Source organism: Azospirillum formosense, from assembly GCF_013340925.1.
GTDB lineage: Bacteria > Pseudomonadota > Alphaproteobacteria > Azospirillales > Azospirillaceae > Azospirillum > Azospirillum formosense.
Genome location: NZ_WHOR01000165.1, coordinates 1 through 12,734 on the forward strand (window position 1 = coordinate 1; position 12,734 = coordinate 12,734).

Sequence of the window (12,734 nt, forward strand, 5' to 3'; positions counted from 1 at the left end):
GGTGCGGTGTGGGGGTGGCGGCGGGGGTGTGGGTGGGTGGGTGGGGGGGGGGGGGGGGGGGTGGGGTGGGGGGGGGTGGGGTGGGAGGGTGGCGGGGGGCGCGGGGGGGTGCGCGGGGTGGGTCGTGGGGGGCGTCAGGTGTGGATAAGAGACAGGTCGGTGAACAGCGCCGCGCTGATCCAGTAGAGGCCGAGCAGATGATGACCGAAGCCGAAGAACCAGCCCACCGCGAAGGCCTGCCGCTTGGTCCGCGCCCCGTCGAGCAGCCAGAGCAGCCCCGGAAAGGCGATCAGCAGCAGCGGCACCGCGCCGGCCGGCGGCAGCGCCAGCGTCGCCAGCCCGCCGAATCCCGCCGCCGCCAGCAGCCGGCGCCAGCCGGTCAGCCCGGCCAGACCCGCGGACACACGGCCCAGCCGGGCCGGGGTGGTCGTCATGTCGGTGACTGTCAAAGGGTGGCACTCCGGATGCGGATGGGCTGGTGAGGCGATTGTGCCGGGCTGGAAACGACATCGCCACGAAGGCGCGAAGACACGAAGAGGGGCACAGAGAAGCTCCCGCTTTGCCGGTGAGTCCGGGGATGCGGTGGAGCCTCTTTGTGCCGTCCTTGTGTCCTTCGCTTCTTCGTGGTGAAAAACCCTGTGGGGCTCAGCCGACCTCGGCCAGGGCGGAATTCTCGGCGGGGGCGGTGCGGACGCGCAGCCGCCTGATGCGGCGGGGGTCGGCCTCGACGATCTCGAATTCCAGGCCGGAGGGATGGGTCAGCATTTCCCCGCGACCGGGCACGCGTCCGGCCAGCGAGACAACGAGACCGCCGAGCGTGTCGACCTCCTCCCGCTCCTCCTCGGTCAGGAAGGCGCCGACGCGGTCCTCGAAATCCTCGATGGAAACACGGGCGTCGGCGAGGATCGTGCCGTCGGGACGTTCGACGAAATGGGGGGTCGCCTCCTCGTCGTGCTCGTCCTCGATCTCGCCGACGATCTCCTCGACCAGATCCTCGATGGTGACGAGGCCGTCGATGCCGCCGAACTCGTCCACCACCAGGGCCATGTGCTGGCGCTTCTGGCGCATCTGCACCAGCAGGTCGACCACCGGCATGCTGGGCGCGACGATGCTGAGATCGCGCACGATGTCCTTCAGCTCGACCGGCGTCCGGCTGGCCATCGCCACCAGAACGTCCTTGATGTGGACCATGCCCACGACGTCGTCGAGCGTTTCACGGAACACCGGCAGGCGGGAATGGGCTTCCTCCGCCATGCGCTGGACCAGGGCGGGGAACGGCGTGTCCACCTCCACGGCCACGATGTCCGCGCGGGGCACCATCACGTCGTCGACGGCGCGGTCGCGCAGTTTCAGGATGTTGGCGAGCAGGGCGCGCTCGCCCGCCCCCAGCGATCCCTCGCCGCTGTCCTGATCCTCGATCAGGTCCTCGATCGTGGCGCGCAGGGTGGCGTCGTCGCGCCCCCCCAAAACGGTCCTCATCCACCCGCGAAACAGGTGGCCCAAGGATTGTTGATCTTCGGCCCCGTCTTCACGGGGCGTTCGACTGTCGGAAATCTCGCTCATCGGTCCGGTGGTTGTTCGTCCAGGTTCGGCTCTCCGGGCGGAGAACGCGTGGCGGCGTACGGATCGGCGATGCCGAGGGTCGCGAGCACGTCGGTTTCGAGCTGCTCCATCTCCTCGGCCTCGTCATCCGTCTCGTGATCATACCCGAGCAAATGAAGAACGCCATGCACCACAAGGTGGGTCATATGGTCCGAAGGTGTTTTACCCTGCTCGGCGGATTCACGGGCGACGGTCTCCCAGGCCAGGATCACGTCGCCCAGCATGACCGGCGCGTCCTCGCCCAGTTCGGGCTCCTCCGCCTCGGTCAGGGCGAAGGACAGCACGTTGGTCGGCTTGTCCTTGCCGCGGTATTCGCGGTTCAACCGGTGCACCAGCGCGTCGTCGGCCAGCACGACGGACAGCTCCGCCGGGCCTTCCTCCTCGTCGTAGGTGACGGAGAGCGCGGCGAGTGCCGCTCGCTCGCACAGCCATTCGGCGTTGTCCGCCCAATCGCCCGCTTCACGTGAAACGACGACGTCGACGGCCATCACGGTGTTCCCTCCGCGTCCGGCTCGTCGTCCGCGATGGCGGGCCGCCGGGGGGCAGGCTTGCGCCGGCCGTCGCTGCGGTCGCTTTCGGCGCGGGCGCCCTCGGCATGGTCATAGGCGCGGATGATGCGGGCGACCAGCGGGTGGCGCACCACGTCGGCGGCGGTGAAATGGACGAAACGGATGCCTTCCACCCCCTCCAGGATGTCCAGCGCCTCGCGCAGGCCGGACTTGGTGCCGGCCGGCAGGTCGGTCTGGGAGATGTCGCCGGTGACCGCCATGCGGCCCCCCTCGCCCAGGCGGGTGAGGAACATCTTCATCTGCATGGGCGTGGTGTTCTGCGCCTCGTCCAGGATGACGAAGGCGTTGGCGAGCGTGCGACCGCGCATGAAGGCGAGCGGCGCGATCTCGATCTCGCCGGACTCCAGCCGCTTCTTCACCTGCTCCGCGGGCAGCATGTCGTGCAGCGCGTCGTAGAGCGGGCGCAGATAGGGGTCCACCTTCTCCTTGAGGTCGCCGGGCAGGAAGCCCAACCGCTCTCCCGCCTCGACGGCGGGGCGCGACAGGATGATGCGGTCCACCTGGCCGGTGGTCAGCAGCGCCACCGCCTGGGCCACCGCAAGGTAGGTCTTGCCGGTGCCGGCGGGGCCGAGCCCAAAGACCATCTCGCTTTCCGCCAGCGCCTGCAGATAGGCCGCCTGCATCGGGGAACGCGGGGTGATGGCGCCCTTGCGGCGGGTGCGCACCGCGACCTCGCCCCGGCTGAGCGTCGCCAGATTCTGGTCGCGCACGGCACCGCCGACGCCGGTCGCCATGCGGACGGCGGCGTCCACCTCGCCGGTGCCGACGGTCATGCCGCGCTTGAGGCGCTCGTAAAGGGCGTCGATGGCCGAACGGGCGGCTTCCGAGGATTCCGCCGGACCGGCGATGGTCAGCGTGTTGCCGCGGGAGATCAGGGAAACGCCGAGCTGGTTCTCGATGCGGGCGAGGTGGCGGTCATGCTCCCCGTACAGCATCGGCAGCAGCCGGTTGTCGTCGAAGTTCAGATCAATGCGTTGATCGGGGCGTTGATCGGGGCGCTGGTCAGGGCGCTGATCGGGCAAGCCGTTCAAACGGTCGCCTCCACGGGTTGCGTGCCGGTGGCGGAGCTGCGGTATTCACCGGTCGCCACGCTGCCGGCAAGGCTGTTCGGATGGGCGGCGTCGACGCGCACCTCGACGATGCGGCCAAGCAGCCGCTCGTTGGCGTCAGCGTGCACCGACTGCAGATAGGGGCTCTTGCCCAGGAGCTGGCCGGAGCGCTTGCCGACGCGGTCGAACAGGACCGGCACGGTGCGCCCGACAAAGCTCTGGTTGAAGGCCTGCTGTTGCGCGTTCAGCAACTGCTGGAGCGCGGCGAGACGGGCGTCCTTGACGTCCTCCGGCAGCTGGCCGTGCTCCAGCGCCGCCGGGGTGCCGGGACGCGCGCTGTACTTGAACGAATAGGCCTGGGCGTAGCCGACGTCGGTGACGAGGCGCAGGGTCGCCGCGAAATCGGCGTCGCTCTCGCCGGGGAAGCCGACGATGAAATCGCCCGACAGCGCCAAGTCCGGCTTGGCGGCGCGCAGCCGCTCGACGATGCGGCGGTAGTCGTCCGCCGTGTGCTTGCGGTTCATCGCCGCCAGCACGCGGTCCGACCCGGCCTGCACCGGAAGATGCAGGTAGGGCATGAGCTGCGGCACCTCGGCGTGGGCGCGGATGAGGTCGTCCTCCATGTCGCGCGGGTGCGAGGTGGTGTAGCGGATGCGCTCCAGCCCGTCGATGTCCGCCAGTTCGCGGACCAGCCGCCCGAGGCCCCAGCTGGTGCCGTCCGGCCCCTCCCCGTGCCAGGCGTTGACGTTCTGGCCGAGCAGGTTGATCTCGCGCGTGCCGCCGGCGACGAGGCGCCGGGCCTCCGCCAGGATCTGGGCGCCGGGGCGTGAAAACTCGGCGCCGCGGGTGTAGGGCACCACGCAGAAGGTGCAGAACTTGTCGCAGCCCTCCTGCACCGCCAGGAAGGCGGAGACGCCCTGCCCGGCGCTCTCGTCCGGCAGGAAGTCGAACTTGGACTCCACGGGGAAGTCGGTGTTCAGCACGCTGCCCGCCTTGCGGCTGGCCTTGGCCACCATTTCCGGCAGGGTGTGATAGGTCTGCGGCCCGAACACCATGTCCACGAAGGGGGCGCGGGCGACGATCTCCTCGCCCTCGGCCTGGGCGACGCAGCCGGCCACGGCGACGATCATCCGGCCGTCGCCGACCTCGGCCTTGACGTCCTTGAGCTGGCGCAGGCGGCCCAGTTCCGAGAACACCTTCTCGGAGGCCTTTTCGCGGATGTGGCAGGTGTTGAGGATCACCATGTCGGCGCCGTCCGGCTCGTCCACCGGCCGGTAGCCCAGGGGTGCCAGGACATCCGCCATGCGGGCGGAGTCGTAGACGTTCATCTGGCAACCCCAGGTCTTGATGAAGAGCTTCTTACTCAACGATCCCTTCCACAGCGCTGAACGATCCGGACCAAACGCGAATTCGGCCAATTGTGTCTTGGCCAGCCGCGATCGCAACCAATGCAAAAACGCGCGCCAGGACGGCACCGGCCAAGCGGCGCAATCCGGCGCGCGACCCGCCGCGTCGCGGCATCGCACCCTGCCGATATGGTAGCACGAGTGCGGGAAAACGAGTCAATCGTGCCCGCAGGCCGACCATTCATTTCGCGGCCCATTCCGCGCTGTGGAAAGTTTCCATCACGGGACGACGGTGGGCGGCGGCTTTCCGGACACCGCGCGCTCGACGCCCCGGGCGACGGCGCGCTGGCAATGGTCGGCCAGGGCCTTGCGGCTGGAGAAGCCGTCGATGGTCACGGGGGGGTGGAACTCCACCTCCACCGTCATGCGGCCCAGCGTGAAGACCGTCCAAAGGTGCGGGGCGAGATCCATGTCGCCGTACCACGCGTAACAGGGACGGAAGGCGATTCCCATGGGGATGCCGTCCAGCCGCGTCGGCGCGATGCTGACCGGCTGCACGGTCAGCGGCCGGTCCCCGATGCGCCGGGCGGCCACCGCGAACAGCGCCGTCTTGAAGGGGAGCGTGCGGTTGCCGTCGCTGGAGGTGCCCTCGGGGAACAGGATCAGGCTGTCGCCGGCGTCCAGCCGGGCGCCCAGATCGTCCCGCTGCTTCTCCACCCCGGCGCGGGCCCTGCGCTCCACGAAGACGGTCTGCTGCAGCTTCGCCAGCGCCCCGAAGAAGGGCCAGCCGGCAACCTCGCTCTTCGCCACGAAGGAGCCCGGAATGACCGACCCCAGCACCGTGATGTCGAGGTAGGAGGAATGGTTGGAAACGAACAGCACCGGCCCGTCGGTGGCGCGCTCGCCGCGCACCACGACGCCGATGCCCAGGATGCCGGCGCAGACCCGGTGGTAGAACCGCGGTATCCGGAAGCGCAGCGGCGAGCGCACAGCGACGGCCAGCGCCTGCACCGGGATCAGAAGGAGCGTCCACAGCAGATAGGCGGCCAGACGAAGCCCGCCCCGCACCGGCGATCCCAGGGCACGCGCACCGGTTGCATCCACCGCCGTCATGCCACCCGTCTCCTGATGCAATCGCGGATCACGCGATTTGGGCGTCGCGGCTGCGCCGCTCGTAATGCTTGGAGTATTTGTTGGTGATCAGGTCGGTCTTCACCACGATCGACACGTCGGTGGTGTTGAACTGGTGATCGATCACCGCACCGTCGCCGATGAAGCCGCCCAGCCGCAGATAGCCCTTGATCAGCGGCGGCAGAACGGTCAGCGCCCGCTTCGGGTCGATCTGGTCGCGGGGCATCAGATCCATGCCGACGTAGCGTTCCGGCAGCGCCACGGGACGCAGCTCCTCCGGGGCCAGATGGAAGTGATGCAGGTAGGCGAGCGGTTCGGCCATCGCCACCGGGTCGGTGCCCGGCAGGCTGGCGCAGCCGAACATCACCGCGATGTCGTGGTGGAAGACATAGGCCGCGATGCCGCGCCACAGCAACTGCATGCTGCTGCCGCGCGTGCGGTAGGCGGCGTCGACGCAGGACCGCCCCAGCTCCAGGATCTCCCCCGGATAGCTGAGCAGCCGCCCGATGTCGTATTCGTCACTGGAATAGAAGCGCCCGGCCTTGGCCGCCGCCGGGCGGCGGATCAGCCGGTAGGTGCCGACCACGGACTCCGGGCCGTCGCCACGGGCGTGGTCGATGACCAGCAGATGGTCGCAGATGGTGTCGAAATCGTCGAAGTCGCGATGGCGCGCGGCCATGTCCGGCGACGGCACCGCCGACATCTCCTCATAGAAGACGCGGTAGCGCAGCGCCTGCGCCCAGTCGATCTCGGCGGCGCTTTCGGCCAGCCGCACTTCGAGGGAGCCCATGCGCAGATCCGAAGAGCTGCCCTGGTCCGTGCCTGTATCAGCCATACTCGACGCTTCGCTGGCGTTGTTCGGGTCGCGGCAACCGCCGGCTCTCCTTCCGGAGCCCGGTCGGGCACGGAACAGGGATAACACGAATGGCCGGTTGCCGGTCAACCGCGACGTGACGAACCCGTCCCCGGCAAGCCCGGACTCCGGGCAAGCCACAAGGTCCGGCCCCGGCGAACGGGGACGGCGACAAAGCGGGACGGCAATGATCACGCGGGAGGAAAGAAACGGTCACATCCGGGCGATAGGGTTCCGGGGCGGACCGGACCGAACAGCGGCGGTCCGCCGGACACCAACGCACAAGCCCGATGAACCTTAGGCCGCGCCGCGGCGGGCGCGGGTGCCGAGACCGATCTGCTTGGCCAGCGAGCTGCGCTGGCGGGCGTAGTTCGGGGCAACCATCGGATAGTCGGCCGGCAGGCCCCAGCGGTCGCGGTATTCCTCCGGCGACATGTCGTAGGCCGTCTTCAGATGGCGCTTCAGCATCTTCAGCTTCTTGCCGTCCTCCAGACATACAATGTAGTCGGGAGTGACGGACTTCTTGATGGGCACCGCGGGCTGCGGACGCTCCTCAGTCGCAACCGGCTCGGTCCCGACATTCGCGAGTGACTTGTACACCTGCTCAATCAGCGTCGGAAGATCGCCGAGAGCGACTGTATTGTTCGAGACATGCGCCGCCACGATCTCCGTGGTCAGAGACAACAGCGCGTTGGAAGGGGTACCATTGCTCATGTAAGCTTGCTCCGCAGCTTGGCGTTCCTCTCCATATAAAGAGGTTTGTGGCCGCGCGCAATATCCATCCTTTGCTCTTAAAGAGGAAGCAGTGTACGAAAAAAAATCTCCGGATTTGTTTTTGGACATCACCAGCGAGGTGTGCCCGTTAACCTTCGTCAAGACCAAGTTGTCGGTGGAGCGCATGGCGGCCGGGCAGACGCTTGAAGTCCGGCTGAACGCTGGCGAACCCTTGGAGAATGTGCCCCGATCCTTAGCCGAACTGGGCCACTCCATTCTTGCCGTGACGCCCGAAAATCCGGATGAGCCGGAGGGGGTGCACCGCCTGTGGATTCAGAAAGGTTAATGTTTAATTGTCGGTGTACGAATACCGCAACACCAGAGCGGCAACCCTTCCGTCCGCCCGGCGGTAATAGCCGGGACGACGACCCACCGAAAAGAAACCACAGGATTTATACAGGGATTGCGCCATACCATTGTCTTCGGCGACTTCCAGGAACAGCGCCGTGGCGCCCAGCGCCCGTGCCCCGTCCAGCGCCGCCGCGACCAGCCGCCGCCCGAGGCCCTGCCCCCGCGCGTCGGCACGAACACCGACGGCGATGATCTCGCCATCATCGGCGGCGACCCGCGCCAGCAGGAAGCCGACCGGGTCATCGCCCTCCGCGCCGTCCCGTAAGGCCAGCACGGAAAAGAAGCCGGGCTGGCCGATCAGGCTGGCGACGGCCTCGCTTCCCCAGGGATCGTCGGGAAAGCACCCTTGCTGCAAGGCCGCGATCACCGCGGCGTCGGCGAGGCCGGCGGTCTGAAGCCGCACCGCATGGGACGCCGGGAAACGGGACGTCTCGGGCAACGCTGCCGTCATGCCGTTTTCCGCGGCAGCGAGACGTCGGGCGGACGCAGGTAGAAGGGCTGGGCCGGCAGTCCGACCTCCCGCCCGGCACCCAGGGCGGCGACCACGGCGGCGTCGGGCGTGCCGGCACCTTCGGCGAACGCGGTGCCGGCCCGCTCCTCCAGAAGCGGGCGCAGCGCGGCCGCCCCGTCCCCGGCGACCAGCAGCGGCGCGCCGCCATCGGTGGCGAGCAGCCCGTCCAGCCAGCCCGGCACCGCGGCGGGCTCCAGCATCGCCGGGTCGCCGAACGGCGTCAGGTCCGGGTGGAAGAGTTGCAGGAACGGCTCGGTGCGGCGGGAGTCCACGGCGACCAGCACGGCGCGGCCGGCCCGCTCCGCTTCCGGCAAGCCGTGGAGGATCGCGTCGAAGCTGGTCACGCCGATCACCGGCAAACCGGCGGCCAGGGCGAAGCCGCGCGCCGCGGCCAGCGCGATGCGCAGCCCGGTGAAAGCGCCCGGCCCGACGGTCACGGCGATGCGGTCAAGCGCGTCGAAGGCGCAGCCGGCCTCCGCCAGCGCGGCCTGCGCCAAGGGCACCAGCGCTTCCGCCTGCCCGCGGGCCATCGGCTCGCGCCGCCGCACGGTGACGGCGCCGTCGTCCCACAGCGCGGCGGAACAGCCGGAGGTCGCCGTGTCCAGTCCCAGAACTCTCATGACCCCACGCTTTCATCAAATCCGCCATCTTCAAAGCCCCACTTCAGCCCTGGGTCAAGAGCGTGCTAGACAGCCCGGGTCTTCCCTGACGGCATGGATCATGCTTACACCCATCGCACCGCCCGACTTCGACGTCGACATCGACCTGCTCTACGCCACGCCGGACAACCTGACCGGGCTGCCCATCTACCGGAACCCGCATTGCCTGCTGCACCCCGACGCGGCGGCGGCGTTGCGCGCGGCGATCCGGCTGGCGCGCGGCATCGGCTGCCGGTTGCGGTTGTACGATGCCTTCCGCCCGGTCGAGGCGCAATGGGCGTTGTGGCGGGCGCTGCCCGATCCCTCCTACATCGCCGACCCGTCGGGCGGCTCCACCCATTCCCGCGGCATCGCGGTGGACCTGACGCTGGCCGACGGAACCGGTCTCCCGCTGGACATGGGCACCGGCTTCGACGATATGACCGAACAGTCCCATCATGGCCGCACCGACCTGACCGCCGAGCAGCAGCGCAACCGCGCCGCCCTTCTCGGCGTCATGACGGCGGCGGGCTGGCGGCATTACGCCTGCGAGTGGTGGCACTATCAGCTGCCGGACGAGCAGCGCTACCCTCTGCTGACCGACGCCGCCCTGGGCGGTCTGATGATGGGCTGACCCCCACCACCCGGCCCGACGGCTGGTCCACGGCCGGATGTCACAGGGCGTGGCGCAAGGGTTGTTGCAAGGCTGCATCACGAAAGAGCCCGAAGCATACCGTATGTGTTGCGGACTTGTTCCCGGCGGTGTGCCTGTGCCACACCAGCCGTAGCGCGGCCCGCCCCGTCCGGCCGCGCAACCGTTCCGGACCCACGACAGGCCGCCATGCCGTTCCGCCGCGCCGCCACCGTCTTCGCCGTGGCCGCCGCCTGGGCCTTCCAGGCCCTGGCGGGAAGCCCCGGCGTGGCAGCGGACGGGACGGCGAACGCCGCTGTCGTCTTCGCCTACGACCGGTTCGGCGAGGACCAGACCCCGTCCATCAGCATCCGGATCGACCAGTTCGAAGCCCATCTGGACGAGCTTCAGGACGGCGATTATCAGGTCCTGCCCCTGCCCCGCATCCTGGAGGCGCTGCGCAACGGCGCGCCGTTGCCCGAACGGGCGGTGGCGATCACCATCGACGAGGCCAGCCGTTCCGCCTTCCGCGAGGCGTGGCCGCGGCTGAAGGCGGCGGGGCTTCCCTTCACCCTGTTCGTGGCGACCGACGCCATCGACCGCGGGTCGCCCGCCCACATGAGTTGGGCGGAGGTGCGGCAGCTCGCCGCCGGCGGGGTCACCCTCGGTGGGCTCGGCGCCTCCACCCAGTCGCTGGTGTCCCGCCCCGCCGAGGAGGTGAAGGCGGAACTCCGGCGCATGGCCGACCGTCTGCAGGCGGAGACGGGCCAGCGCCCCACCCTGTTCGCCTACCCGCAGGGCGAGGTGTCGGCGGCGATGCGGACCATCGTGACGGAGCAGGGCTTCGCCGCGGCCTTCGGCCAGCAGTCGGGCGTCCTGCACCCGCAAGCCGACCGGGCAACCTTGCCCCGCTTCGTGATGAACGAGAGTTTCGGCAGCGTCGACCGCTTCCGGCTGGCCGCCAACGCGCTGCCGCTGCCGGTCACCGACCTGACGCCCGACGATCCGCTTCTGACCGTCAACCCTCCGTCGATCGGCTTCACCGTGTCGGACGAGATCGGCGACATCGCGCGGCTGGCCTGCTTCGCCGCCGGCCAGGGCCGCACCGCGCTGGAGCGCGTGACGGAGGACCGGGTGGAGGTGCGCATCCGCGACCCCTTTCCGCCGGGCCGCACACGCGTGAACTGCACGCTGCCGGGCCCCGAAGGACGGTGGCGCTGGCTGGGCATGCAGTTCGTCGTTCCGGAATAAGCGGAGAGCGACACCGGCGGGCGCGGCCGTCTGTTCCGACAGCGCCCGTCCGGTGGATGCCGTCAGCGGACGGCGCGGACCTCGACCACCTCGGGGATGTAGTGGCGCAGCATGTTCTCGATGCCGGCCTTCAGCGTGGCGGTGGAGCTGGGGCAGCCGGAGCAGGCCCCCTTCATCTCCAGATACACCACGCCTTCCTCGAAGCCGTAGAAGGTGATGTCGCCGCCGTCCTGGGCCACCGCGGGACGCACGCGGGTGTCCAGCAGCTCCTTGATCTGGGTGACGATCTCGTCGTCGTCCGCGCTGGCGGCGTGGCCGTCGCCGGCCGTCTCTTCCAGCAGCACCGGACGGTTGGCGGTGAAATGCTCCATGATGACGCCGAGGATCGACGGCTTCAGCAGGAACCACTCCTTGTCGCCGGCCTTGGTGATGGTCACGAAGTCGGCGCCCAGGAAGACGCCCTGGACCCCGTCGATCTCGAACAGCCGCTGGGCCAGCGGCGAAGCGGCGGCACCATCGCGGGATGGAAAGTCCGCGGTGCCACGTCCGAGCACGTCACGCCCCGGCAGGAACTTGAGAGTCGCCGGGTTGGGCGTCTGCTCGGTCTGAATGAACATGGTGATATCCTCCATCGGCGCCGAACAACACTGGCGGCGTAGGCGAAACTTGGGCAGAATCCGCCGACAGATCAAGCATCGCATCTTTATGGTTATCGATCCGTGAGCATGGCACCGCCCGCGGCCACCGCACCGGCCGTTCCTGCGGCCATCCCTGGGGGCCCCTCCATCGACGCCGCCGCGCGGGAGGTCGTCGAATGGCTGCTGCTGGAAGGCCGGCACGCGCCCGGCTTCGAGCCGATGATGGACCGCTTCTGCCGGCGCCTGATGGCGTCCGGCGTCCCGCTGCTGCGCGCCGTCTGCGCCCTGCCCCTGCTGCACCCGCAGATCCGCACCATCGCCTTCTTCTGGCGCCGCAACGCCGAGCAGGTGGAGATCGCCACCCGCGCCCACGGCACGGAAACCAGCACCGAATACCTGACCAGCCCCTTCGCCACCCTGATCGAGGACGGCGCCGACGGCCTGCGCTACCGGCTGGAGCAGATGGAGCCGCCCTACCCATACCCGGTCTTCGCCGAGCTGAAGGCGCAGGGGGCGACGGACTATGTCGCCATGACGGTGCTGTTCGCCGGGGGACGGCGCAACGTGCTGAGCTTCACCACCGACCGGCCCGGCGGCTTCTCCACCGCCGATCTGGCGCTGGTCGACGCGGTGCTGCCGGCGCTGGGCGCGGTGCTGGAGACGCTGGCGCTGCGGCGGCTGGCGACGACGGTGCTGGACACCTATGTCGGCCACCGCACCGGCGCGCGCATCCTGTCCGGCGACATCCGCCGCGGAACCGGCGCCAACGTCCGCGCGGTGCTGTGGTACTGCGACCTGCGCGGCTTCACCTCGCTGGCCGACCGGCTGCCGCGCGAGGAGCTGATCGCCCTGCTGAACGGCTATTTCGAGATCATGGGCGGCGCCGTGGAAAGCCGCGGCGGCGAGATCATGAAGTTCATCGGCGACGCCATGCTGGCCATCTTCCCGCTGGAGGAGAGCGACCCGACCGGGGCCGTCGCCTGCACCAAGGCGCTGGACGCCGCGCAGGAGGCCCTGACCGACATGGCCGCCCGCAACGCCGAACGCTCGGCCTGGGGCCAGCCGACCCTGCGCTGCGGCATCGCGCTCCACATGGGCGAGGTCATGTACGGCAACATCGGCTCCGCCAACCGGCTAGACTTCACCGTCATCGGCCCGGCGGTCAATCTGGTCAGCCGGATCGAGGGGCTGTGCAGCCGCTTGGACCGCAACGTCCTGACCTCCGCCGAGGTGGCCGAGGCCTGCGCCAGCCGCCTCGTCTCGGTCGGCTGGCACCCGGTGAAAGGGCTGAACGACCCCATCGAGGTTTATGGGCTGAAGGAGACGGCAGGGACCGATGAATAGGGCGCCGCAACGAACCCCCGGTCGCCGACCTTGATCGGCTCTGATC

15 protein-coding genes are annotated in these 12,734 nt (G+C 69.2%); 4 read left to right on the forward strand and 11 right to left on the reverse strand.

Translation table 11 applies throughout. The features are described 5' to 3' along the window. Window positions 1-134: 134 nt before the first annotated feature. From GBZ26_RS19395 to GBZ26_RS19430, 8 genes are all read right to left on the reverse strand, one after another. Window positions 135-449 (reverse strand): hypothetical protein, encoded by a 315-nt coding sequence (locus GBZ26_RS19395; protein ID WP_247884849.1) that lies wholly within the window; start codon window positions 447-449, stop codon window positions 135-137. A gap of 196 nt (window positions 450-645) precedes the next feature. Then, on the reverse strand, window positions 646-1,563 hold the full coding sequence (locus GBZ26_RS19400) for a hemolysin family protein (RefSeq protein ID WP_174440250.1): 918 nt from the start codon (window positions 1,561-1,563) through the stop codon (window positions 646-648). Further along, the gene (gene ybeY, locus GBZ26_RS19405) at window positions 1,560-2,090 is read right to left on the reverse strand and encodes an rRNA maturation RNase YbeY (RefSeq protein WP_174440251.1); all 531 of its coding nucleotides are present in this window, start codon (window positions 2,088-2,090) and stop codon (window positions 1,560-1,562) included. The genes GBZ26_RS19400 and ybeY overlap by 4 nt, the downstream gene beginning before the upstream one ends. Continuing rightward, window positions 2,090-3,193 carry a PhoH family protein gene (locus tag GBZ26_RS19410; protein ID WP_174440260.1) on the reverse strand — a complete coding sequence of 368 codons (1,104 nt, stop codon included), beginning with the start codon at window positions 3,191-3,193 and terminating at the stop codon, window positions 2,090-2,092. Before GBZ26_RS19410 ends, ybeY begins: the two co-directional genes overlap by 1 nt. Before the next feature lie 5 nt (window positions 3,194-3,198). After that, window positions 3,199-4,587 (reverse strand): tRNA (N6-isopentenyl adenosine(37)-C2)-methylthiotransferase MiaB, encoded by a 1,389-nt coding sequence (gene miaB, locus GBZ26_RS19415; protein ID WP_174440252.1) that lies wholly within the window; start codon window positions 4,585-4,587, stop codon window positions 3,199-3,201. A 258-nt stretch (window positions 4,588-4,845) separates the two neighbouring features. Then, window positions 4,846-5,679, reverse strand: coding sequence for a lysophospholipid acyltransferase family protein (locus GBZ26_RS19420; RefSeq protein ID WP_174440253.1), 834 nt, complete (start codon window positions 5,677-5,679; stop codon window positions 4,846-4,848). Window positions 5,680-5,707: 28 nt separating this feature from the next. Next, window positions 5,708-6,532 (reverse strand): GNAT family N-acetyltransferase, encoded by an 825-nt coding sequence (locus GBZ26_RS19425; protein ID WP_174440254.1) that lies wholly within the window; start codon window positions 6,530-6,532, stop codon window positions 5,708-5,710. A 315-nt stretch (window positions 6,533-6,847) separates the two neighbouring features. Beyond that, a complete protein-coding gene (locus GBZ26_RS19430) occupies window positions 6,848-7,264 on the reverse strand; it encodes a Ros/MucR family transcriptional regulator (protein WP_145623121.1) in 417 nt (138 codons plus the stop codon). A gap of 91 nt (window positions 7,265-7,355) precedes the next feature. On the opposite strand from GBZ26_RS19430, the gene GBZ26_RS19435 reads away from it, so the two are divergent. Continuing rightward, the gene (locus tag GBZ26_RS19435) at window positions 7,356-7,610 is read left to right on the forward strand and encodes a sulfurtransferase TusA family protein (RefSeq protein WP_145623122.1); all 255 of its coding nucleotides are present in this window, start codon (window positions 7,356-7,358) and stop codon (window positions 7,608-7,610) included. Between the two features lie 3 nt (window positions 7,611-7,613). Here GBZ26_RS19435 and GBZ26_RS19440 read toward each other — a convergent pair whose 3' ends face one another. Together GBZ26_RS19440 and tsaB are read right to left on the reverse strand one after the other, a co-directional pair. Next, a complete protein-coding gene (locus GBZ26_RS19440; protein ID WP_174440255.1) occupies window positions 7,614-8,126 on the reverse strand; it encodes a GNAT family N-acetyltransferase in 513 nt (170 codons plus the stop codon). Next, window positions 8,123-8,806, reverse strand: coding sequence for a tRNA (adenosine(37)-N6)-threonylcarbamoyltransferase complex dimerization subunit type 1 TsaB (tsaB, locus tag GBZ26_RS19445; protein ID WP_174440256.1), 684 nt, complete (start codon window positions 8,804-8,806; stop codon window positions 8,123-8,125). Before tsaB ends, GBZ26_RS19440 begins: the two co-directional genes overlap by 4 nt. 100 nt (window positions 8,807-8,906) lie before the next feature. Here tsaB and ddpX point away from each other — a divergent pair, with 100 nt between their 5' ends. Both ddpX and GBZ26_RS19455 read left to right on the forward strand, forming a co-directional pair. Further along, complete coding sequence (gene ddpX, locus GBZ26_RS19450) at window positions 8,907-9,458, forward strand: D-alanyl-D-alanine dipeptidase (RefSeq protein WP_174440257.1); 552 nt, start codon at window positions 8,907-8,909, stop codon at window positions 9,456-9,458. A gap of 207 nt (window positions 9,459-9,665) precedes the next feature. Continuing rightward, window positions 9,666-10,706, forward strand: a complete 1,041-nt coding sequence (locus tag GBZ26_RS19455; RefSeq protein ID WP_174440258.1) for a polysaccharide deacetylase family protein — start codon at window positions 9,666-9,668, stop codon at window positions 10,704-10,706. Between the two features lie 62 nt (window positions 10,707-10,768). Here the strand turns inward: GBZ26_RS19455 and GBZ26_RS19460 are convergent, their stop codons facing one another. Continuing rightward, a complete protein-coding gene (locus GBZ26_RS19460; RefSeq protein WP_114859380.1) occupies window positions 10,769-11,323 on the reverse strand; it encodes a NifU family protein in 555 nt (184 codons plus the stop codon). A 108-nt stretch (window positions 11,324-11,431) separates the two neighbouring features. On the opposite strand from GBZ26_RS19460, the gene GBZ26_RS19465 reads away from it, so the two are divergent. Then, window positions 11,432-12,688, forward strand: coding sequence for an adenylate/guanylate cyclase domain-containing protein (locus tag GBZ26_RS19465; RefSeq protein WP_174440259.1), 1,257 nt, complete (start codon window positions 11,432-11,434; stop codon window positions 12,686-12,688). Window positions 12,689-12,734 lie beyond the last annotated feature (46 nt).